This is a genomic window from Nocardia jiangsuensis (genome assembly GCF_042650385.1).
GTDB lineage: Bacteria > Actinomycetota > Actinomycetes > Mycobacteriales > Mycobacteriaceae > Nocardia > Nocardia jiangsuensis.
Genome location: NZ_JBHSAX010000013.1, coordinates 296,139 through 317,409, shown reverse-complemented (window position 1 = coordinate 317,409; position 21,271 = coordinate 296,139). Strand labels below are relative to the sequence as shown.

Annotated in this window: 19 protein-coding genes; 6 read left to right on the top strand and 13 right to left on the bottom strand. The window is 72.0% G+C overall.

Annotated features, from left to right (window positions below; all coding sequences use genetic code 11):
- Positions 1-62: 62 nt before the first annotated feature.
- Genes pgl through tkt form a run of 5 tightly spaced genes read right to left on the bottom strand, consistent with a single transcriptional unit; the run spans position 63 to position 6,533 of the window.
- The gene (gene pgl, locus ACFO0B_RS13075) at positions 63-791 is read right to left on the bottom strand and encodes a 6-phosphogluconolactonase (protein WP_378612670.1); all 729 of its coding nucleotides are present in this window, start codon (positions 789-791) and stop codon (positions 63-65) included.
- A complete protein-coding gene (gene opcA / locus ACFO0B_RS13070; protein ID WP_378612879.1) occupies positions 781-1,692 on the bottom strand; it encodes a glucose-6-phosphate dehydrogenase assembly protein OpcA in 912 nt (303 codons plus the stop codon). The genes pgl and opcA overlap by 11 nt, the downstream gene beginning before the upstream one ends.
- Positions 1,689-3,245, bottom strand: coding sequence for a glucose-6-phosphate dehydrogenase (gene zwf, locus ACFO0B_RS13065; protein WP_378612669.1), 1,557 nt, complete (start codon positions 3,243-3,245; stop codon positions 1,689-1,691). The genes opcA and zwf overlap by 4 nt, the downstream gene beginning before the upstream one ends.
- 4 nt (positions 3,246-3,249) lie before the next feature.
- A complete protein-coding gene (gene tal, locus ACFO0B_RS13060; RefSeq protein WP_378612668.1) occupies positions 3,250-4,386 on the bottom strand; it encodes a transaldolase in 1,137 nt (378 codons plus the stop codon).
- Positions 4,387-4,391: 5 nt separating this feature from the next.
- The gene (tkt, locus tag ACFO0B_RS13055) at positions 4,392-6,533 is read right to left on the bottom strand and encodes a transketolase (RefSeq protein ID WP_378612667.1); all 2,142 of its coding nucleotides are present in this window, start codon (positions 6,531-6,533) and stop codon (positions 4,392-4,394) included.
- Between the two features lie 260 nt (positions 6,534-6,793).
- Between tkt and ACFO0B_RS13050 the strand changes: the two genes are divergently transcribed.
- A complete protein-coding gene (locus ACFO0B_RS13050) occupies positions 6,794-7,681 on the top strand; it encodes a heme o synthase (RefSeq protein WP_378612878.1) in 888 nt (295 codons plus the stop codon).
- Here ACFO0B_RS13050 and ACFO0B_RS13045 read toward each other — a convergent pair.
- Positions 7,678-8,643: a quinone oxidoreductase family protein gene (locus tag ACFO0B_RS13045; RefSeq protein WP_378612877.1), complete on the bottom strand. Its 966-nt coding sequence runs from the start codon at positions 8,641-8,643 to the stop codon at positions 7,678-7,680. The genes ACFO0B_RS13050 and ACFO0B_RS13045 overlap by 4 nt on opposite strands.
- Positions 8,644-8,705: 62 nt before the next feature.
- On the opposite strand from ACFO0B_RS13045, the gene ACFO0B_RS13040 reads away from it, so the two are divergent.
- The gene (locus tag ACFO0B_RS13040) at positions 8,706-9,056 is read left to right on the top strand and encodes a hypothetical protein (protein ID WP_378612666.1); all 351 of its coding nucleotides are present in this window, start codon (positions 8,706-8,708) and stop codon (positions 9,054-9,056) included.
- A gap of 385 nt (positions 9,057-9,441) precedes the next feature.
- On the opposite strand, the gene ACFO0B_RS13035 is transcribed toward ACFO0B_RS13040, so the two are convergent.
- From ACFO0B_RS13035 to ACFO0B_RS13005, 7 genes are all read right to left on the bottom strand, one after another.
- Positions 9,442-10,323, bottom strand: a complete 882-nt coding sequence (locus ACFO0B_RS13035; RefSeq protein ID WP_378612665.1) for a universal stress protein — start codon at positions 10,321-10,323, stop codon at positions 9,442-9,444.
- A gap of 325 nt (positions 10,324-10,648) precedes the next feature.
- Positions 10,649-11,617, bottom strand: coding sequence for a COX15/CtaA family protein (locus ACFO0B_RS13030; RefSeq protein WP_378612664.1), 969 nt, complete (start codon positions 11,615-11,617; stop codon positions 10,649-10,651).
- A gap of 41 nt (positions 11,618-11,658) precedes the next feature.
- Positions 11,659-12,444, bottom strand: a complete 786-nt coding sequence (locus ACFO0B_RS13025) for an ABC transporter permease (RefSeq protein WP_378612663.1) — start codon at positions 12,442-12,444, stop codon at positions 11,659-11,661.
- On the bottom strand, positions 12,441-13,373 hold the full coding sequence (locus tag ACFO0B_RS13020; protein WP_378612662.1) for an ABC transporter ATP-binding protein: 933 nt from the start codon (positions 13,371-13,373) through the stop codon (positions 12,441-12,443). Before ACFO0B_RS13020 ends, ACFO0B_RS13025 begins: the two co-directional genes overlap by 4 nt.
- Positions 13,370-15,046: a polyprenol phosphomannose-dependent alpha 1,6 mannosyltransferase MptB gene (gene mptB, locus ACFO0B_RS13015; RefSeq protein WP_378612661.1), complete on the bottom strand. Its 1,677-nt coding sequence runs from the start codon at positions 15,044-15,046 to the stop codon at positions 13,370-13,372. The genes ACFO0B_RS13020 and mptB overlap by 4 nt, the downstream gene beginning before the upstream one ends.
- A 101-nt stretch (positions 15,047-15,147) precedes the next feature.
- Entirely contained in the window at positions 15,148-16,404 is a 1,257-nt protein-coding gene (locus ACFO0B_RS13010) for an RNA polymerase sigma factor (protein WP_378612660.1), read from the bottom strand.
- 1 nt (position 16,405) lies between these two features.
- Positions 16,406-16,828, bottom strand: a complete 423-nt coding sequence (locus ACFO0B_RS13005; protein WP_378612659.1) for a YciI family protein — start codon at positions 16,826-16,828, stop codon at positions 16,406-16,408.
- Positions 16,829-17,080: 252 nt separating this feature from the next.
- On the opposite strand from ACFO0B_RS13005, the gene ACFO0B_RS13000 reads away from it, so the two are divergent.
- Genes ACFO0B_RS13000 through sufC form a run of 4 tightly spaced genes read left to right on the top strand, consistent with a single transcriptional unit; the run spans position 17,081 to position 21,270 of the window.
- Positions 17,081-17,860: a helix-turn-helix transcriptional regulator gene (locus ACFO0B_RS13000; protein ID WP_378612876.1), complete on the top strand. Its 780-nt coding sequence runs from the start codon at positions 17,081-17,083 to the stop codon at positions 17,858-17,860.
- Positions 17,857-19,293 carry a Fe-S cluster assembly protein SufB gene (gene sufB, locus ACFO0B_RS12995; RefSeq protein WP_378612658.1) on the top strand — a complete coding sequence of 479 codons (1,437 nt, stop codon included), beginning with the start codon at positions 17,857-17,859 and terminating at the stop codon, positions 19,291-19,293. Before ACFO0B_RS13000 ends, sufB begins: the two co-directional genes overlap by 4 nt.
- Positions 19,293-20,468 (top strand): Fe-S cluster assembly protein SufD, encoded by a 1,176-nt coding sequence (gene sufD / locus ACFO0B_RS12990; protein ID WP_378612657.1) that lies wholly within the window; start codon positions 19,293-19,295, stop codon positions 20,466-20,468. Before sufB ends, sufD begins: the two co-directional genes overlap by 1 nt.
- 31 nt (positions 20,469-20,499) lie before the next feature.
- Positions 20,500-21,270 carry a Fe-S cluster assembly ATPase SufC gene (gene sufC / locus ACFO0B_RS12985; protein ID WP_378612656.1) on the top strand — a complete coding sequence of 257 codons (771 nt, stop codon included), beginning with the start codon at positions 20,500-20,502 and terminating at the stop codon, positions 21,268-21,270.
- The last annotated feature ends 1 nt before the right edge of the window (position 21,271 follow it).

The following is a 21,271-nucleotide window of genomic DNA, read 5'->3' as shown; positions in this document are numbered from 1 at the left end:
CCACTTCCCCCACCACCCTGGTGAGTTCGCCGCGGAGCCGGTCGGCGAGGGTGGGCACGGGATCAGGCGAGCTTCGCGGCTGCGTCCCGATCCAGCAACCAGAGGGTGGATTCGGCGCCGATGGCGCCCGCGGCGGGGATCTCCTCGGGCTCGGCGCCGGCGAGCGCGGCCGCTACGGCATCCGCTTTGGCGGCGCCGCCGACGACGAGGACGACGTTCCGGGCGCGGCGGATGGCGGGGAGGGTGAGCGTCACCCGGACCGGCGGCGGCTTGGGCGACGCCGTCACCGCGACGACCAGGTCGTGCTGCTCGCGCACGGCGTCGGTGTGCGGGAAGAGCGAGTTGATGTGCCCCTCCCCGCCCATGCCGAGCAGGTGCAGGTCGAAGGCGCCGTGCTCGGCGAGGTGGGCGTGCACCGCGGCCGCGTACTCGGCGGCGGCCTCGACCGGGTCCGGGTACTCGCCGTCCGAGGTCGCCACCGGGTGCACCCGCGCACGATCGACCGGCACGTGGTCCAGCAGCGCCTCCCGCGCCTGCAGCTCGTTGCGCTCCGGATCACCGGCGGGCACGAACCGCTCGTCGCCCCAGAAGACGTCGAGTCTCGACCAGTCGATCTCCCCGGGCGACTCGCGCACCAGCTTCAGCAGCCCGATCCCGGTGCCGCCGCCGGTGAGCACCACCGACGCCGACCCGCGCTCGCGCTGCGCCGCCACCACGATCCGCACGAAGTGATCGGCGGCCGCCGCGACCAGCGCGTCGCCGTCCAGCTCGACCCGGACGCTATCCGTCATAGCTCACCCTCTCGATACCGGCCAGCGCCTCGGCGTAGATCTCGTCCGGGTCCAGCCTACGCAGCTCCTCGGCCAGGCAGTCCCTGGTCTCCCTGCGGGCCAGCGCGATCCGCTGATCCGGGTCGCCGGTGCGGGTGAGCGTGGCGGTCACCCCGGTCTGCGGCCGCGCGATGGTGATCGACGCGGTCGGGCGGCGCAGCTCGACTCGCAGGTCACCGGTCTTCCGCTGCACCGGGCAGCCGAGCTTGGCGGCGAGCCAGCCGGCCAGCATGTCCAGCGCGGGCTCCGCGCGCAGCCCCGAGACCACCACCGACTCCACCGGCTCGTGCGGCGGCTCGTCCAGCTCGGCGGCGAGCAGCGCGCGCCAGTAGGTGATCCGGCTCCAGGCCAGGTCGGTGTCGCCGCTGGCGTAGGAGTCGCGCCGCCGCTTGATCGCCTCCAGCGGGTCGGGGGCGAAGGTGGCGTCGGTGATCCGCCGGGCGGCGAGCCGCCCGACCGAATCCCTGGACGGGAACTCCGGCGCGCCGCGCGGCCACCAGGCCACCATGGGCGTGTCCGGCAGCAGGAACGGGATCACCACGCTGCTCTCGTGGTTCACCAGATCGCCCTGCAGCCGCAGCACGATCACCTCGGCGGCCCCGGCGTCGCCGCCGACCCGGATCTGCGCGTCCAGCTTGGTCGGCGCCGCGCGGTCGCCGCGGGCCAGCACGACGACCCGGCAGGGGTGCTCCCGGCTGGCGTCGTTGGCGGCGTCGATGGCGTCCTCGGCCTCGGAGCTGTCCAGGGTGCAGACCACCAGGGTCAGCACCCGGCCCTGGGTGATCACGCCGTTGGACTCGCGCAGCTTCACCAGCCGCTTCGTCACGTCGCCGGTGGTGGTCTCCGGCATGTCGATGATCACGGCCGCCGCCATTCCCGGCCGGTGCGGGCCAGCATCTCGTCCGCCGACGCCGGGCCCCAGGTGCCCGACTCGTACGGTTCCGGTCTGCCCTGCGCCGCCCAGTGCTCGATCACCGGATCGAGGATGCGCCAGGACAGTTCGACCTCCGCGTTCACCGGGAAGAGCGAGGGCTCACCGAGCAGCACATCCAGGATGAGCCGCTCGTAGGCCTCGGGGGAGGACTCGGTGAAGGCGGAGCCGTAGCTGAAGTCCATGTTCACGTCGCGCACCTCCATGCTGGAGCCCGGCACCTTGGAGCCGAACCGCATGGTGATCCCCTCATCCGGCTGCACCCGGATGACCAGCGCGTTCTGTCCGAGCTCCTCGGTCATGGTCTGGTCGAAGGGCAGGTGCGGGGCGCGTTTGAAGACCACCGCGATCTCGGTGACGCGGCGCCCGAGCCGCTTGCCGGTGCGCAGGTAGAACGGGACGCCCGCCCAGCGGCGGGTGTCCACCTCCAGCGTGATGGCGGCGTAGGTCTCGGTGCGCGATTCCGGGTCGAAGCCCTCCTCGTCGAGCAGCCCGACCACGTGCTCGCCGCCCTGCCAGCCCTCGGCGTACTGACCGCGCGCGGTGGTCGCGTCCAGCGGCTCGACCAGCTTGGTCGCCGACAGCACCTTGATCTTCTCGGTCTGCAGCTGCCGCGGCTGGAAGCTGATCGGCTCCTCCATCGCGGTGAGCGCGAGCAGCTGCAGCAGGTGGTTCTGGATGACGTCGCGGGCCGCGCCGATGCCGTCGTAGTAGCCGGCCCGGCCGCCGAGCCCGATGTCCTCGGCCATGGTGATCTGGACGTGGTCGACGTAGTTGGCGTTCCAGATCGGGTCGAAGAGCTGGTTGGCGAAGCGCAGCGCCAGCAGGTTCTGCACCGTCTCCTTGCCCAGGTAGTGGTCGATCCGGAAGACCGTCTCCTCCGGGAAGACCCTGTTCACCAGGGCGTTCAGCTCGACGGCGCTGTCCAGGTCGTGCCCGAACGGTTTCTCGATCACCACCCGGCGCCAGGGCTTGCGGCCCTCGGCGTCGGTCTGCTGCGGCTGCGCCAAGTCGTGCGCGGAGAGCTTGTCCAGCACCACCGGGAACATGTTCGGCGGGATGGAGAGGTAGAAGGCGTGGTTGCCGCCGGTGCCGCGGTTCTTGTCCAGGGCGGCCAGGGTATCGGCGAGCTGGGCGAAGGCGGCGTCCTCCTCGAAGGTGCCCTGCACGAACCGGATGCCTTCGGCGAGGTGGTCCCAGACCTCCTGCCGGAAGGGGGTGCGGGCGTGCGCCTTGACCGCCTCCAGCACCACCTGGGCGAAATCCTCGTCGGCGTAGTCGCGCCTGGCGAACCCGACCAGGGCGAAGCCGGGGGGAAGCAGCCCCCGATTCGCCAGGTCGTAGATGGCCGGCATCAGCTTCTTCCGGGAGAGATCCCCGGTCACGCCGAAGATCACCATGCTGCACGGCCCGGCTATCCGGGGTACGCGCTTGTCCCGCTCGTCACGCAGCGGGTTCGTCCACTCGTGCACTGTGCCGGCCATCGGGTCAGCGGTCTCCGTGCTCCGCCGCGCCGAGCTCGGCGGCGGTCGTGGAGAGCAGCTCCTCCCACGACTTCTCGAACTTGTCCACGCCCTCGCGCTCCAGCGTTGCGAACACGTCGTCCAGGTCGACTCCGGCGGTGGCCAGCTGCTCGAAGAGCGCGGCGGCCTCGGCCGCCGTGCCGCTCACCGTGTCACCGCGGACCTCGCCGTGGTCCGCGAACGCCTGCAGGGTGGCCTCGGGCAGCGTGTTCACCGTGTTCGGCGCCACCAGTTCGGTGACGTACATGGTGTCCGGGTAGTCCTTGTTCTTCACGCCGGTGGAGGCCCAGAGCGGCCGCTGCCGGTTCGCGCCCGCCGAGGCCAGCTGGTCGTAGGTGGAGCCGTGGCTGCCGCCGTTGAACACCGACTCGTACTCGGCGTAGGCCAGCCGCGCGTTCGCGACGGCGGCCTTGCCGCGCAGCGCCAGCGCCTCGTCGGTGCCGATCGCCTCCAGCCGCTTGTCGATCTCGCTGTCCACCCGGGACACGAAGAACGAGGCGACCGAGTGGATCTTCGCCAGGTCGTGCCCGGCGGTGCGGGCCCGGCGCAGCCCGTCCAGGTAGGCGCCCATGACGGCGCGGTACCGCTCCACCGAGAAGATCAGCGTCACGTTGACGCTGATGCCCTCGCCGATCGTCGCGGTGATGGCGGGCAGCCCCGCCTCGGTGGCCGGGATCTTGATGAACAGGTTGGGCCGGTCGACGATCTTCCACAGCTCGACGGCCTGCGCGGCGGTCTTGTCCGCGTCGAAGGCCAGCCGCGGGTCGACCTCGATGGAGACCCGGCCGTTCACCCCGCCCGAGGCCTCGAAGACCGGGGCGAAGACGTCGCACGCGGAGCGCACGTCGTCGGTGGTGATGGTGCGGATGGCGGAATCCGCGTCGGCGCGCTGCTCGGTGAGCTCGCGCACCTGGTCGTTGTAGGCGTCGCCCTTGCTGAGCGCCTGCTGGAAGATGGTCGGGTTGGTGGTCACTCCGACCACGCCGCGGGTCTCGATCAGCTCGGCCAGGTTGCCGGAGCGGATGCGGTCCCGCGAGAGGTCGTCGAGCCAGACCGAGACGCCCGCCTCGCTCAGCGCGGTGAGATTCGGATTCTGTGCCATGAGCGCTATCCCTTCACGTTCTCGAGCGTGCGGTGTGCGGCATCGACGACGGCTTCGGGGGTGAAGCCGAATTCGCGGAACAGGGTCTTGTAGTCGGCGGAGGCGCCGAAGTGCTCGATCGACACGATCTCGCCCGCGTCGCCGGCGAACCGGTGCCACGGCATCGCGATGCCGGCCTCGACGACCACCCTGGCGGTGGCGCCGGGGGGCAGCACCTCGTCCCGGTAGGCCTTGTCCTGCGCGTCGAACCACTCCACGCACGGCATCGAGACCACGCGGGTCGCGATGCCCTGCTCCTCCAGCGTAGTGCGGGCCGCGACGGCGAGCTGGAGCTCGGAGCCCGTGGCGATCAGAATCACCTGGGGGGTGGCGCTGGACGCCTCGGCCAGGATGTACCCGCCCTTGCTCACGCCCTCGAAGCTGGTGCCCTCGAGCACCGGCAGGTCCTGCCTGGTCAGCGCCAGCGCGGCGGGGCCGCCCAGCCCGGCCCGCTCGTGCGAGACGAACGGCGAGTTGTGCTTGCCGCTGTGCTTCTCCAGCACCGAGCGCCAGGCGTAGGCGGTCTCGTTGGCGTCACCGGGACGCACCACGTTCAGCCCGGGGATGGCGCGCAGCACCGCGAGGTGCTCGATCGGCTGGTGCGTCGGGCCGTCCTCGCCGAGGCCGATGGAGTCGTGCGTCCACACGTAGGTGGTCGGTGCCCGCATGATCGCGGCCAGCCGCACCGCCGGGCGCATGTAGTCGCTGAACACCAGGAAGGTGCCGCCGTACGGACGGGTCGGGCCGTGCAGCACGATGCCGTTCAGGATCGCGCCCATGGCGTGCTCGCGGACGCCGAAGTGCAGCGTGCGGCCGTACGGGTTGGCCTTCCACATCCCGGTGGAGATCTCCTCGGGGCCGAAGCTGGCCGAGTCCGGGATGGTGGTGTTGTTGGATTCCGCCAGGTCGGCCGAGCCGCCCCAGAGCTCGGGCAGCACCGGGCCGAGCGCGGCGAGCACCTTGGCCGAGGCCTTGCGGGTGGCCAGCCCCTTGGCGTCCGGCTCCCAGGTGGGCAGGCCGTCGGCCCAGCCGTCGGGCAGCTCGCCGTTGAAGAGCCGGTCGAAGAGCTTCTTGCCTTCGGGCACGCGCTGCGCCCAGGCGTCGAACTCGATCGTCCAGTCGGCGTGTGCCCGCGCGCCGCGCTCGGCGGCCCTGCGGGTGTGCGCGATGACCTCGGGGGCGACCTCGAAGCTCTTGTCCGGGTCGAAGCCGAGCGCGCGCTTGGTGCCCGCGACCTCGTCCGCGCCGAGCGCCGCGCCGTGCGAGGAGCCGGTGTTCTGCTTGGTCGGAGCGGGGAAGCCGATGATGGTGCGCAGCACGATGATCGAGGGGCGGGTGGTCTCGGCCTTCGCCGCCGCCAGCGCGGCCTCGATGGCGACGACGTCCTCGCCGCCGTTCACCTCCTGCACGTGCCAGCCGTACGCCTCGTAGCGCTTGGCGACGTCCTCGGTGAAGGCGATGGTGGTGTCGTCCTCGATGGAGATCTTGTTGTCGTCGTAGATCAGCGTCAGGTTGCCGAGCTGCTGGGTGCCCGCGAGCGACGACGCCTCCGCGGTGACGCCCTCCTCCATGTCGCCGTCCGAGGCGATCACGTAGATGTGGTGGTCGAACGGGCTCTCGCCGGCGGGGGCGTCGGGGTCGAGGAGACCGCGCTCGCGGCGGGCGGCCATGGCCATGCCGACGGCGGAGGCCAGCCCCTGGCCCAGCGGGCCGGTGGTGATCTCGACGCCCTTGGTGTGCCGGTACTCCGGGTGGCCGGGGGTCAGCGAGCCCCACTTGCGCAGGTTCTTCAGGTCGTCCAGCTCCAGGCCGAACCCGGCCAGGTAGAGCTGGATGTAGAGGGTCAGGCTGGAGTGCCCGCAGGACAGCACGAAGCGGTCGCGCCCCACCCACTCGGGGTCGGCCGGATCGTGCCGCAGGGTGCGCTGGAACAGGGTGTAGGCGAGCGGCGCCAGGCTCATGGCGGTGCCAGGGTGGCCGTTGCCCGCGTTCTGCACCGCGTCGGCGGCGAGGACGCGGACGGTGTCGACGGCCTTGGTGTCCAGGTCCGTCCAGTCGTCCGGGTGGTTCGGCTGAGTGAGCGCGCGGATGTCGTCTGTCACTGACACGACGGAGGTTCTCCTGTACTGGTTTCGTCGACGGCGGGGTGTGCTGCCCACCCTAGAGGTGCCCGGGCCCACCGCCCCCGACAACCCTGGGGTGTCGGGGGTCTACCATCCTCTGTAGTAGTAGCCGACCGGAGGCGATGCACAGCGTGCGAGGAGAAACAGTGCCGATCGATCCACGACAGGACGACCTTGGTGCGCACGGCTCCTCCGGCACCACGCTGGTCGACCGCTTCTCCGGTAGCGGCTTCCCCTCGCGCGCGATGCGCCGGGTGCTCGCCTACATCGCGCTGACCAAGCCGCGGGTCATCGAGCTGCTGCTGGTCGCGACGATCCCCACCATGCTGCTCGCCGATCGCGGCACCGTCGACATCCGGCTCATCCTGGTCACGCTGTTCGGCGGCTGGATGGGCGCGGCCAGCGCCAACACGCTGAACTGCGTGGCGGACGCCGATATCGACAAGGTCATGAAGCGCACCGCCAAGCGGCCGCTGGCCAGGGACGCGGTGTCGACCAGGAACGCCTTCGTCTTCGGCGTGCTGCTCGGCATCGGCTCGTTCGCCTGGCTCTGGTGGCAGGCGAACCTGCTCAGCGGCGCGCTCGTCGTGGCGACGATCCTGTTCTACGTCTTCGTCTACACGCTCGGGCTCAAGCGCCGCACCTCGCAGAACGTGGTGTGGGGCGGGGCGGCCGGGTGCATGCCCGCGCTGGTCGGCTGGTCCGCGGTCACCGGCGGCATCGGCTGGCCCGCGGTCGCGCTCTTCGGCGTGATCTTCTTCTGGACGCCGCCGCACACCTGGGCGCTGGCCATGCGCTACAAGGAGGACTACCGCGCGGCCGGGGTGCCGATGCTGCCGGTGGTCGCCACCGAGCAGGTGGTCACCAGGCAGATCGTGATCTACACCTGGCTCACCGTGCTCACCACGCTGGCGCTGGTCCCGGCCACCGGCGTGATCTACGCCGCGGTGGCGCTGGTGGCCGGGGCCTGGTTCCTGCTCATGGCGCACCAGCTGTACGCCGGGGTGCGGCGCGGCGAGTCGGTGAAGCCGCTGCGGCTCTTCCTGCAGTCGAACAACTACCTCGCGGTGGTCTTCTGCGGGCTCGCGGTGGACTCCGTGCTCGGCTGGGACACCATCGGCAGCCTCTTCTAGGGCGTCAGCACGATCGAGCCGGTGGTCCGGCGGCCCTCCAGATCACGGTGCGCGCGTTCGGCCTCGGCCAGCGGGTAGCTCGCGCCGACCCGGACCGCGAGCGAGCCGTCGGCGATCGCCTCCAGCACGTCGCCCGCGCGCCAGAGCAGCTCGGAGCGGTCGCGGGTGTAGTGCGCCAGCGTCGGGCGGGTGACGAAGAGCGAGCCCGCCGGGTTCAGCCGCTGCAGGTCGAACGGGGGGACCGGGCCGCTCGCCGCGCCGAAGAGCGCCAGCGTGCCGCGGATCCGCAGCGCGCCGAGGCTCGCCTCGAAGGTGTCCGCGCCGACGCCGTCGTACACCGCGGCGACGCCGTCGCCGCCGGTCAGCCCGCGCACCTGGTCGGCCAGGTCGTCGGCGTAGCGCAGCACCTCGGTCGCGCCGGCCTCGCGGGCGAGCGCCTCCTTCTCGTCGGTGGAGACGGTGCTGATCACCCGGACGCCGCGGGCCACCGCGAGCTGGGTCAGGATCAGCCCGACGCCGCCCGCGCCCGCGTGCACCAGCACGGTCTCGCCGACCTTCGGCTCGTACACCGATGTCAGCAGATAGTGCGCGGTCATTCCCTGGAGCAGTGCGGAGGCGGCGACCGCGGGCTCGACCCCGGCCGGGACGCCGATCGCCTTCGCGGCCGGGACCACGGTCAGCTCGGCGTAGCTGCCCGGCGCGTCGGCCCAGGCCACGGTGTCGCCCTCGGCGAATTCGGTGACGTCACCGCCCACCGCGACGACCTCGCCGGTGCCCTCCGCGCCCGGCACGTACGGCAGCTCGACGGGGTAGCGGCCGGTGCGGATGTAGGTGTCGATGAAGTTGACCCCGATCGCCGCCGTCCGCACCAGCAGATCGCTCGGGCCCGGCTTCGGGTCGGGGAGTTCGGCACTCCGCAGGACCTCGGGACCGCCGATCTCGATTACCTGGATGGCACGCATGTGTTCCATTTCTACACCCGCGGGCGGTCGGCGCCGGGCTACCCGCGGGTAAGATCTCGGGTATGAGTGCGCAAGCGACCGAGGCCACGGCGAAGGTGCCGGGCGAGATCGTCAAGTCGGTGCAGACCTTCGTCGCCGAGCACGGGGGGTCGGCCACCGCGGTGCTGCAGTCGCTGGGGACCGAGGGCGTCCGGGTGACGCTGGTCGGCGACGACGGGGTGCTCGGCGACCGGGTCGTCGGCAGCCGGGCAGCCGCCGAGGCCCTGGTCGACCGGGTCGACGGGCTGACCGCCGCCGAGGAGTGGAACCGCGAGCTCAGCTCCGCGGCCACCCCGCGGCGCGGGCACTACGCCCGGATGGCCGGCTGGGTCGCGAAGCAGACGACGTTCCCGAAGGCGCGCAACGAGCGCTGAGCCCGGCCCCCGCACCGGGCGCTCAGTGCACCGGCCTGCCGCAGTGTCGGGCGCGGGGTGCGGCGCCACCGCCGCCCAGCCCGGCCACCCGGCCCTCGCCCCGGCCGCGTGCGTCACGGCAGGCGACGACCGACTGCTCCGCGTCGAACTCCGCGTGCACCACACCGGCCTGGTGCGCGCCAGCGCCCGCTCGCTGAACTCCCGCTCCGCGAATCCCCGCTTCGCCCCGGCATCCGGCCGCCGCTTGCCGGACAGGCCGCTCCCGATCCCCCCCACTGCCCTCGCGCACGCGTCACCCGCCGCATCGAACGCGGCGGAACCGGCGAACATCACCGGTGATCGCCGACGGGCGTCGCGAAGGGGTTCCGGCGCAGGGGGGTTCGGGTCAGGCGGGGAGCCGGCAGAGGACGACCGGGCAGGGGGCGTGGTGCAGCAGATTCTGGCTGGTGGAGCCGATCATGGTGCGCACCAGCCGGTTCCGGCCGTGCGTTCCGGCCACGACCAGGCTCGCCGTCTCCGCCTCGGCGAGCAGCGCGGAGGCCGCGGGCGACTTCCTGACCACGCGGGTGACGGCCACGTCCGGGTACTTCTCCGGCCAGCCCGCCAGCCGCTCGCCGAGCAGCTCGGTCTCGCGCTCGGCGAGCGCCCGCTCGTCCTCCGGCGCGGCCGACCAGCGCAGCAGGTCGGGGTCGTTCCAGGCGTGCAGCGCGACCAGTTCGGTGCCGAGCAGCGAGGCCAGGTCGAAGGCGTGCTCGAGGGCGACGTCGCCGCAGGGGCTGCCGTCCACCCCGGCCAGCACCGGGCCGCGGCCGGGCAGCGGGGCGTCCGGGTCGCCGCGCCAGATCGCGACCGGGCACAGCGCCTTGTCCGCCACCCGCAGCGCGGTCGAGCCGAGCAGCAGGGTGCGCAGCGGGCTCGCGCCCCCGGCCGCGACCACGAGCAGCCGCGCGGATTCGGCGGCGACCAGCAGTTCGGCGGCGGGATCGCCGTCGAGCACCAGCTGGGTCGGCTCGACGCCGGGGCGGTCGGTTTGGACCACGGCGGCGGCCTGCCGCACCGCGCGGCGGCCCTCGGCGCGGAGTAGGTCGCGCAGGTCGGCGTCGGCCCAGCGCGGCGCGACGATCCTGGTGTCGGGTACCGCGATGACGCTCACCAGGATCAGCGGCGCCCCGCGCCTGGCCGCCAGTGCCGCGGCCCAGCGGGCCGCCGCGAGCGCCGGTGCGGTGCCATCGATCCCGACGACGATCGACTGCTGAGCCACCTGCATGGTTGTCCTCCCCAGGGACGTGCGAACCGGTCGCTCCACCTTGGCAGCGAGCGGTCCCGGCGTCATCGGGCCGAGGGACCCCGAAGCAGGGCCGAAAGTCCCTGGTGCGCCGAGTGGTTGCCCGACTCCGGCGGTGGCGGGTCCCGCGCAGGTCGCAGCGGTGCCTTCCTGCCCGCCCGCTGGTCGCCGGAGCTCGAATGGCCCCTGGCGATCGCTGCCGCCTACATCACCCGGCGCAAGCGCCGTTCGACTGGTTTCTGCCGGAGCCGACGGCCCCGGCTCCGGCCCGCTCCACGGGTGAGACGCCGAGGCGGGACCTCGGCGGTCAGGCGGCGGCGGGGGTGGGGTGCTCGGCCGGGACCCGCTCGCGGCGGTGCAGCGCGGCCCAGAGCGCGGCGGTCGCGGCGGTGCAGGCGGCGGCGCCGCCGACGTGCACGGCGACCAACGCCGCGGGCACGTCGGTGAGGTACTGCACCAGCCCGACCAGCGCCTGCGCGCAGACCAGCCCGATCAGCACGAAGAGCCGGGTCCGCACCGCGCGGGTGATCCCCACCGCGTACAGCCCGAAGCCGAGCCCGACCAGCAGCGCCAGGTACCCGACGAGCAACTGCGCGTGCAGGTGCACCAGCGTCACGATCTCGACCTGCAACCGCTCCACCGGCCGCTCGATGCTCTTGTCGCCCGCGTGCGGCCCGGCCCCGGTCACCAGCGTGCCCGCGATCAGCACCCCGGCCAGCGCGACCCCGCTCAGGATCGTCAGCAGGCGCAGCGGTCTCGGCGCCTGCGCCACCCGGACCCCGTCGTCCGGCTCGCCGATCTCGGCGTACAGCACCGTGGCGAGCCACACCATCACCATGGAGACCAGCAGGTGCACCGCGACGGTCCACCAGAGCAGCCCGGTGAGCACGGTGATCCCGCCGATGACCGCCTGCAGCACGGTGCCGCCCGGCATCAGCCAGGCGTACACCAGCACCGAACGCCTGCGCCGCGCCCTGACCACCGCCAGCACCACCAGCGCCGCGCAGAGCGTCACCGCGAAGGTGAGCAGCCGATTGCCGAACTCCACCGCCTGGTGCACCACCGGCACCTCGGAGACCCCGACCGGGGTGAAGCTGCCGGGGAAGCACTGCGGCCAGGTCGGGCAGCCGAGCCCGGAGGCGGTGACCCGGACGACCGCCCCGGTCACCGAGATCCCGGCCTGGGTGAGGATCACCGCGAACGCGATCAGCCGCTGCGCTCGCAACGAGGGGAGCGGGAGCCGGTCGACGATTCGCAGGAAGGCGCGGTACACCACGCGACGATGGTAGCGCGCGTACTACGCCGTGTCGTTGAGGGCTACTGGAACCGGAACCAGCGCACCGCGGCCGCGCCGCCGACCAGCCCCCACACCGCGAGCACCACCAGCCCGAGCCAGTCCACCGCCCCGCGCATGGCCTCCTCCAGCGCCACCGCGAGCGCACCGGAGGGCACCAGCCGGACCAGGGTGTGCACGGCGTCCGGCACCGAGCCCGCGGCGAAGTGCACGCTGGCGATGCCGAGCATGACGAACCAGAGGATATTGGCCAGCGCCAGCACGATCTCCGCGCGCAGGGTGCCGCCGAGCAGCAGCCCGAGCGCGGCGAAGGTGGCGGTGCCGAGCGCGATCACCGCGGCACCGAGCAGCAGCCCGCCCGGCTCCGGCCGCCAGCCCAGCGCCAGCCCGATCGCGCCGAGCAGCAGCGCCTGCACGATCACCACGAGCACCACCGCGCCGCTCTTTCCCGCGATGATGCCCCAGCGCGGCAGCGCCGTCGCGCCGAGCCGCTTGAGCGCGCCGTAGCGCCGGTCGAAGCCGACCGCGATGGCCTGCCCGGTGAACGCGGTCGACATCACCGCGACCATCATCACGGCGGGCACGATGGTGTCCACCCGCTCGGTGCCGAGGTCGCCGAAGGGCAGCAGCGTGAGCCCGACCAGCAGGGTGATCGGGATGAACATGGTGAGCAGCAGCTGCTCGCCGTTGCGCAGCAGCAGCACCAGCTCCAGCCGGGTCTGCGCGGCGAGCATGGCGGCCCGGCCCGCCGGGCGCGGGTCGGGGACGAAGGTGCCCGGCGCGAACCGGTTCTCCGAGTCGGCGCTCATCCGCGCAGCTCCCGTCCGGTGAGTTCGAGGAAGACGTCCTCGAGGCGGCGCTGGTCGATCCGGATGTCGGTGGCGAGCACGTTCTGCCGCGCGCACCACGCCGTCACGGTGGCCAGCACCTGCGGGTCGATCTCGCCCTCGATGAGGTAGGCGCCCGGCGCGGTCTCGCGCGGCGCGAAGCCCTCCGGCAGCGCCCTGGCCAGCAGTTCGAGGTCGAGCTTCGGGGGCGCCGCGAAGCGCAGCTGGCCCGCGGCGCCGTGCGCGGTGACCTCGGCGGGCGTGCCCTGCGCGACGATCCGGCCGCGGTCGATGATGACCAGCCGGTCGGCCAGCTGCTCGGCCTCGTCCATCAGGTGCGTGGTGAGCACGACGGTCACGCCGTCGCGGCGCAGCGCGGCCACCAGCTCCCAGACGATCAGCCTGGCCTGGGCGTCCAGCCCGGCGGTGGGCTCGTCCAGGAAGACCAGCTCCGGCCGCCCGACCAGCGCGCAGGCCAGCGCCAGCCGCTGCTGCTGCCCGCCGGAGAGCCTGCGGTAGGGGGTGCGCCGGTGTTCGCGCAGCCCGAGCATGCCGAGCAGCCACTCCGGGTCGAGCGGGTTCGCCGAGTAGGCGGCGATCAGCTCCAGCATCTCGCCCGCCCTGGAACCCGGGTAGGCGCCGCCGCCCTGCAGCATGACGCCGATCCGCGGGCGCAGCGCCTCGGAATCGGCGATCGGGTCGAGGCCGAGCACCCGCACGCTGCCCGCCTCCGGGCGCAGGAAGCCCTCGCAGATCTCCACCGTGCTGGTCTTGCCCGCGCCGTTCGGCCCGAGCAGCGCCAGCACCTCCGTGCGCCGCACGTCGAAGGTCAGCCCGTCGACCGCGACGGTCTCGCCGTAGCGCTTGACGACGCCGTCGACGCGGAGCGCGAGATCGGAGGCAGCGGTCACGATGTCACACCGTAGGCATTCGCCGGCTGTGACGGAGCCGACACCCCCGTCCGGCGCCAGGGCAACCGGTTTTTGGTGAGTACAACGAACAGCACGACCACGATCACCCCGGCCACCGCCGCGCCCACGATCTGGAACACCTCGAACTCCGCGCCGCGCGGCATGGCGATCACGCTCACGATCGCGGGCACCACCACCGCGGGGCCGCGGAAGGCGGGCCGGGTGGCCCACGCCGCCAGCGGCACGATGGCCCAGAGCAGGTACCAGGGCTGCACCACCGGGAAGAGCAGCACGATGGCGCCGAGCGCGACGCCGAGCGCGCCGACCGGGTGCAGCCGCCCGGTATTGGTCGCCACCAGCATGCGCAGCGCGATGAAGGCGGCGCCGAGCGCGGCGATCGGCCTGGTGATGCTGAGCAGCGCGGTGGTGTGGTCGCCGAGCCCGAGCAGCACGCCGCCGAAGCCGGTGATCACGCCGAGCGCGGTCGGCAGCGACATCCAGCTGCGCACCGCGCTCGCCGTGTTCAGCGTGTAGAGCCAGCCGAAGCCGAGCCCGCTCACGGCGCTGATCGCCACCGTCGTCACCCCCGCGACCAGGGCGAGCAGTAGCGCGGCCCTGAGCACCGACCACGGCCCCGCGCCCCAGCGCCGAGCCAGCGCCATGCCGACGAAGCCGAGCGCGATGATCGAGGTGAACTTGATGGTGGAGGAGAGCGTGATCGTCACCACCCCGCCGATCAACAGGGCGTAGGTGCGGGCGTCGAAGATCGGCGAGTCCTCGATGGCGCGCAGGCAGAACTCCAGCCCCGCCAGCATCAGCCCGAGCATCAGCGCGTCGTTGTGCACCCCGCCGACCAGGTGGAACAGGACCAGCGGGTTGCAGGCGCCGAGCCAGAGCGCGCTCACCGGCGCCACCCCGCAGCGCACCGAGAGCCGCGGCAGCGCCCACACGATGAGCGCCACCCCGGCCAGGGCGAGCGCGCGGTGCGCCCACACCCCGGCGATGATGTTCTCCCCGGTCAGCTCGGCGATACCGCGGCCGACCCAGAGGAACAGCGGGCCGTAGGGCGCGGGGGTGTCGCGCCAGATGGTCGGGACGTTGTTGGTGAGCACGTTGTCGATGCCGAGCCCGGCCACCGGGCCCTCCGAGTACGGGTCGATCCCGCGCCCGGCGATCTCGCTCTGCGCCAGGTACGAGTAGACGTCGTTGCTGAACAGCGGCGGGGCCACGCTCAGCGGCAGGATCCAGAGCAGCAGCGTGCGGTCCAGCTGCGAGCGGGAGACCCGGTGTCTCGGCGAGCCGCCGAGGCTGCCGATGGCGAAGCGGCCCAGCAGCAGCCAGGCGAGGACCACGATGGCCGAGCCGACCATGCACATGGCGAGTGAGCCGGTGTGCGCGCGGGCGAAGATGCCGAGCACCCGGACTCCGGAGACCGGGTTCTGGTGGACCGGCTGGGCGCCGATGCCGAGCGCGGCGATCGCCATGAGCACGGTGCCGGTGGCGCCGAGCAGGCGGATGCGGTCGAGCTGGCGCAGCTCGACGTGGTCGAGCCCGGGGACTTCCTTCTCGTCGGTGTGCAGCACCGCGATGGTGTGATCGGCGGGTACGTCCAGACCGAGAGCTCGGCGTCCGAATGCCACAATCCGACGCCGCGCGCCCGTTAGTACCGCCACGGCGGTCAGCCTAGTCGGCGGATCGGTGCGTTCCGGCGGCGTGCTTCGGATGATTTCTCAACGGCTTCGCCTTCGCGTCGGGTCGATTCGGGGTGCGCGGGTCACACTTCGGAGGCGCGGCGCAGTAGTACCTCGCGTTCGCGGGCGTTGCCGGTCATGGCGGCGGCGGATTCCAGGGCGGCCCGTGCCTCGGCCGAGCGGCCCAGTCGGGCCAGGAGTTCGCCACGGGTGGCGGGGAGCAGGTGGTAGCGGTCGAGCTCGCCGCCCGCGTCGAGCGCGTCCAGGATGCGCAGGGCGGCGGCGGGGCCGGTGGCCATGGCCACGGCAGCGGCCCGGTTGAGTTCGACCACCGGGTTCGGCGCGATGCGGCCGAGGGCCTCGTAGAGCAGGACTATGCGCTCCCAGTCGGTGTCGTCCACCGATGCGGCGACGGCGTGGCACTCGGCGATGGCCGCCTGCAGTGCGTATTTGCCGCGGCCGCGGCGAAGGGCGTCGCCCCTGGCGAGCGCGGTCCTGCCGCGGGTGATGCCGCCGCGCTCCCAGCGGGTGCGGTCCTGGTCGGCGAGCAGGACGGGGTCGCCGTTGCGGTCGAGGCGGGCCGGGAAGCGGGCCGCGGTCAGCTCCATGAGGGCGACCAGGCCGTGTGCCTCCGGCTCGTCGGGGACCAGCTCGGCCAGCACCCTGGCCAGGCGCAGCGCCTCGCGGCTCAGCTCGGGGCGCATCCAGTCGGTGCCGCGGCTGGCGGCGTAGCCCTCGTTGAACATGAGGTAGAGGACGGCGAGGACGCCGGTGAGGCGCCGGCCGAATTCGCTGCGCGGGGGCAGCTCGAACGGGACGTTCGCGGCGGCCAGCGTCTTCTTGGCGCGCACGATGCGCTGCTGCACGGCGGGGGTGGAGATCAGGCAGGCGCGGGCGATCTCCTCGCCGGTCAGACCGCCGACCACGCGCAGCGTCAGCGCCACCTGCGCCTGCCTGGCCAGCACCGGGTGGCAGGAGATGAAGATCAGCCCGAGGACATCGTCGTCGATCCGGTCCGGATCCCACGGCGAGCCGGTCCAGTGCTCCTCGTCGGGTTCGCCTTCGCGCAGCTCCGCGCCGAGCACGGTGAGCCGGTCGTCGTGCCGCTCCGCGCGGCGCAGCACGTCGATCGCCCTGCGCCGGGCGACGGTGGTGAGCCAGGCGCCGGGGTTGTCCGGTACGCCGCGCTCGGGCCACTGCGCGAGCGCGTCCGCGAGCGCCTCCTGGGCGGCGTCCTCGGCGATGCCGAAGTCGCCGAGCGAGCGGGTCAGGGCCGCCACGATGCGCGCGGATTCCATCCGCCACACCGCGGCGACCCGGCCCTGGACCGTTCCGGTCATCTCAGGAGTTCTTCGCCTCGGACTCCGCGCGCCAGCCCGCTTCCTTCTGGATCCACTCGTTGTCGGCCGGGAAGTCCTCGACGCCGGCGATCCGGCGCACCTCGAGCTTGTTGCCCTTGCCGAGCGGCGCCTTGCGGGCCCACTCGGCCGCCTCCTCGGCGGAGGCCACATCGAGGATCCAGAAGCCGTTGAACAGCTCCTTGGTCTCGCCGTACGGGCCGTCGGTGATCAGCGGCTCCTCGTCGGTGAACTCGATGACGAAGCCCTCGGCGGCGTCGGTCAGGCCGTCGCCGCCCGCCAGCACCCCGGCCTTGATCATGGACTCGTTGAAGGCGCCCATCTCGGCGATGATCTGCTCGAAATCCACCTCGGCGGATGCGGCGAGCGCCTCGTCGGTGGTCCGCATGATCAGCATGTACTTCACGGTTCTGCCTCTCTGTCGGGATCGTGTCTCGACCCTCTCACCCACAGCGTCGAACGGCAGCCGGGCAGATCGACACGGACCCCGAAATATTTTCGCGATGTGGCGTTCGTCGCATCCTGGGCTCCGAAAAGCGGGCGAATCGGGCGATTCCCCACCTGAACGGCAGGTCCGCTCGGAGCGGCGATGCGGCAGCTCAGGGCACCCTTATTAGATTTCGGGAAGTAATTCCGCCACACTTGTGTTGTGAAAACCGTGGATTTGCGGAACGAGGACGACGGAACCGGCCGCCCGGCCGGCGCCGCGCCCGCCGCTGTCCCGGTCGAGGGGCAGACCCGCGCCGCCATCGTGCAGCTGCTGCTGGAGGAGGGGCCGATCACGGCCACCGCCGTCGGCAGCCGGCTCGGCCTCAGCCCCGCTGGGGTGCGCAGGCACCTGGACGCGCTGATCGAGTCGGGCCAGGCCAGGGCAGCCCGCTCGGCGCCGTGGCAGCAGCGGGGGCGCGGCCGCCCGGCCAAGCAGTTCCAGCTCACCGCGGCGGGCCGCGGCCGGATGGGGCACGCCTACGACGACCTGGCCGGGGCCGCCATGCGCCGGCTCCGTACGCTCGGCGGCCAGCAGGCCGTCCAGGATTTCGCGCGCGATCGGGTCGAGGCCATCGTCGGCGAGGTCGAGCCGCTCGCGCACGACGACCGGCGCGATGCCGGTGAGATCGCCGAGAAGGCCGACGAGATCGCCGGCGCGTTCGCGGGCGCCGGCTTCGCGGCGACGACGAGGAAGGTCGGCGCCGGTGTCCAGATCTGCCAGCACCACTGCCCGGTCGCGCACGTCGCCGAGGAGTTCCCCGAGCTGTGCGAGGCCGAGTTGACGGCCTTCCGGGAACTGCTCGGCACCCACGTGCAGCGCCTGGCCACCATCGCCAACGGCGACTGCGCCTGCACCACGCACGTCCCGCTCCTCGTACGCGCACCGAAAGCCACCGCTGCACAGCCCGCGGCGGTCACTACCGAGAACTCCGGAAGGAGTGCCGAATGACGACGACCACCGATCCGGTTCAGCCGCTATCCCAGGAAGAGACCATCGCGTCCCTGGGGACCTACGGCTACGGCTGGTCCGATTCGGACGCGGCGGGCGCTGCCGCGCAGCGCGGCCTCTCCGAAGCCGTCGTGCGCGACATCTCGGACAAGAAGAGCGAGCCGGAGTGGATGCTCGACGTGCGCCTCAAGGCGCTGCGCATCTTCGACCGCAAGCCCATGCCGAACTGGGGCTCGAACCTGGACGGCATCGACTTCGACAACATCAAGTACTTCGTGCGCTCCACCGAGAAGCAGGCCGCCTCCTGGGAGGATCTGCCCGCGGACATCAAGAACACCTACGACCGGCTCGGCATCCCGGAGGCGGAGAAGCAGCGGCTGGTCTCCGGCGTCGCCGCGCAGTACGAGTCCGAGGTGGTCTACCACCAGATCCGCGAGGACCTGGAGCAGCAGGGCGTCATCTTCCTCGACACCGACAGCGGCCTGCGCGAGCACCCCGAGCTCTTCCAGGAGTACTTCGGCTCCGTCATCCCGGCGGGCGACAACAAGTTCTCCGCGCTGAACACCGCGGTGTGGTCCGGCGGCTCCTTCATCTACGTGCCGCCCGGCGTGCACGTCGACATCCCGCTGCAGGCCTACTTCCGGATCAACACCGAGAACATGGGGCAGTTCGAGCGCACCCTGATCATCGTCGACGAGGGCGCCTACGTGCACTACGTCGAGGGCTGCACCGCGCCGATCTACAAGTCCGACTCGCTGCACTCCGCGGTGGTCGAGATCGTGGTGAAGAAGGGCGGCCGCTGCCGCTACACCACCATCCAGAACTGGTCGAACAACGTCTACAACCTGGTCACCAAGCGGGCCAAGGCGGAGGCGGGCGCGACCATGGAGTGGGTCGACGGCAATATCGGCTCGAAGGTCACCATGAAGTACCCGGCGGTCTGGATGACCGGCGAGCACGCCAGGGGCGAGGTGCTCTCCATCGCCTTCGCCGGCGAGGGCCAGCACCAGGACACCGGCGCGAAGATGCTGCACCTGGCGCCGCACACCTCGTCGAACATCATCTCGAAGTCGGTGGCGCGCGGCGGCGGCCGGGCCTCGTACCGCGGCCTGGTCCAGGTCAACAAGGGCGCGTACGGCTCCAGGTCGACGGTGAAGTGCGATGCGCTGCTGGTGGACACGGTGAGCCGCTCGGACACCTACCCCTACGTCGACATCCGCGAGGACGACGTCACCATGGGCCACGAGGCGACCGTCTCCAAGGTCTCCGAGGACCAGCTGTTCTACCTGATGAGCCGCGGCCTCACCGAGGACGAGGCGATGGCGATGGTGGTCCGCGGCTTCGTGGAGCCGATCGCCAGGGAGCTCCCCATGGAGTACGCGCTGGAGCTGAACCGGCTGATCGAGCTGCAGATGGAAGGGGCGGTCGGCTGATGTCCGCCGAGAATGTGGCCGAGGCCGTCGAGCGCCGCCCGGCGGTCAACAAGGGTGAGGTCTTCACCTCGTTCGACGTCGACGCCTTCGAGGTGCCGTCGGGCCGCGACGAGGCGTGGCGGTTCACGCCGCTGCGCCGGCTGCGCGGGCTGCACGACGGCACCGCGACCCGCGACGGCAGCGCGACGGTCGAGGTGACCCCGGTGGACGGGGTCACGATCGAGACCGTCGGCCGCGACGACGCGCGCCTCGGCGCGGCCGGGACCCCCGCCGATCGCGTCGCCGCGCAGGCCTACTCGGGCTTCGAGCAGGCCACCGTGCTGTCGGTCGGCGCGGAGGTCGAGGTGGCCGAACCCGTCACCGTGACGATCACCGGCCCCGGCGCAGGCCACACCGCCTACGGCCACCTCCAGGTGCGGCTCGGCAACTTCGCCGCCGCCACCGTGGTGATCGACCTGCGCGGCAGCGGAACCTACGCGGAGAACGTGGAATTCGTGCTCGGCGACAGCGCCCGGCTCACCGTGGTCGCGGTGCAGGACTGGGCCGACGACACCGTGCACGTCACCGCGCACCACGCGCTGCTCGGCCGGGACGCCACGCTCCGGCACACCGCCGTCACGCTCGGCGGCGACCTGGTGCGGCTCACCGGCACCGTGCGCTACGCGGGCCCCGGCGGCGACGCCGAGCTGCTCGGGCTGTACTTCGCCGACGCGGGGCAGCACTTCGAGCAGCGGCTGCTGGTCGACCACGCGGTGCCGAACTGCAAGTCCAACGTCATGTACAAGGGTGCGCTGCAGGGCGATCCGGATTCGCCGAAGGGCGATGCCCGCACCGTGTGGGTCGGCGACGTGCTGATCCGCGCGGCGGCCGATGGCACCGACACCTTCGAGCTGAACCGCAACCTGGTGCTCACCGACGGCGCCCGCGCCGACTCGGTGCCGAACCTGGAGATCGAGACCGGTGAGATCGTCGGCGCCGGGCACGCATCGGCCACCGGCCGGTTCGACGACGAGCAGCTGTTCTACCTGCGTGCCCGTGGCATCCCGGAGGACGTGGCGCGCCGCCTCGTCGTGCGCGGGTTCTTCCACGAGATCATCCAGAAGATCGCTGTCCCCGAGGTGCGGGAGCGGCTGGAGGCGGCCATCGAGGCCGAACTCGCCGCGATCGGCGCCTGACACCGCATTCCACAGCCCCCGAAGGACACTCATGACCACCCTGGAAATCAAGGACCTGCACGCCGCGATCACGACCCCCGAGGGCGAGACCAAGGAGATCCTCAAGGGCGTGAACCTCACCGTGCGCTCCGGTGAGACGCACGCCATCATGGGCCCCAACGGCTCCGGGAAGTCCACGCTCTCCTACGCCATCGCCGGTCACCCCAAGTACACCGTGACCTCCGGCTCGATCACCCTGGACGGCGAGGATGTGCTCGCCATGACGGTGGACGAGCGCGCCCGCGCCGGGCTCTTCCTCGCGATGCAGTACCCGGTCGAGGTGCCCGGCGTCTCCGTGTCGAACTTCCTGCGCACCGCCGCCACCGCCGTCCGCGGCGAGGCGCCCAAGCTGCGGCACTGGGTCAAGGAGGTGAAGGAGTCGATGAGCGCGCTCGAGGTCGACGCCGCCTTCGCCGAGCGCAGCGTGAACGAGGGCTTCTCCGGTGGTGAGAAGAAGCGGCACGAGATCCTGCAGCTCGGGCTGCTGAAGCCGAAGATCGCGATCCTGGACGAGACCGACTCCGGCCTGGACGTCGATGCGCTGCGGATCGTCTCCGACGGCGTCAACCGCTACCAGGAACAGGAGAACGGCGGGGTCCTGCTGATCACGCACTACACCCGCATCCTGCGCTACATCCAGCCGGAGTTCGTGCACGTCTTCGTCGGCGGCCGGATCGTCGCCGAGGGCGGCGCCGAACTCGCCGACGAGCTGGACGCAGGAGGCTACGCCCGCTTCACCCAGACCGCGACCGCCGGAGCCTGAT

Excerpts from the sequence above, each read along its gene's own strand:
- pgl (WP_378612670.1), bottom strand. The coding sequence starts at position 791 with ATGACGGATAGCGTCCGGGTCGAGCTGGACGGCGACGCGCTGGTCGCG.
- zwf (WP_378612669.1), bottom strand. The coding sequence starts at position 3,245 with ATGGCCGGCACAGTGCACGAGTGGACGAACCCGCTGCGTGACGAGCGG.
- tal (WP_378612668.1), bottom strand. The coding sequence starts at position 4,386 with ATGGCACAGAATCCGAATCTCACCGCGCTGAGCGAGGCGGGCGTCTCG.
- ACFO0B_RS13050 (WP_378612878.1), top strand. The coding sequence starts at position 6,794 with ATGCGCCGGGTGCTCGCCTACATCGCGCTGACCAAGCCGCGGGTCATC.
- ACFO0B_RS13045 (WP_378612877.1), bottom strand. The coding sequence starts at position 8,643 with ATGCGTGCCATCCAGGTAATCGAGATCGGCGGTCCCGAGGTCCTGCGG.
- ACFO0B_RS13040 (WP_378612666.1), top strand. The coding sequence starts at position 8,706 with ATGAGTGCGCAAGCGACCGAGGCCACGGCGAAGGTGCCGGGCGAGATC.
- ACFO0B_RS13035 (WP_378612665.1), bottom strand. The coding sequence starts at position 10,323 with ATGCAGGTGGCTCAGCAGTCGATCGTCGTCGGGATCGATGGCACCGCA.
- ACFO0B_RS13025 (WP_378612663.1), bottom strand. The coding sequence starts at position 12,444 with ATGAGCGCCGACTCGGAGAACCGGTTCGCGCCGGGCACCTTCGTCCCC.
- ACFO0B_RS13010 (WP_378612660.1), bottom strand. The coding sequence starts at position 16,404 with ATGACCGGAACGGTCCAGGGCCGGGTCGCCGCGGTGTGGCGGATGGAA.
- sufB (WP_378612658.1), top strand. The coding sequence starts at position 17,857 with ATGACGACGACCACCGATCCGGTTCAGCCGCTATCCCAGGAAGAGACC.
- sufD (WP_378612657.1), top strand. The coding sequence starts at position 19,293 with ATGTCCGCCGAGAATGTGGCCGAGGCCGTCGAGCGCCGCCCGGCGGTC.
- sufC (WP_378612656.1), top strand. The coding sequence starts at position 20,500 with ATGACCACCCTGGAAATCAAGGACCTGCACGCCGCGATCACGACCCCC.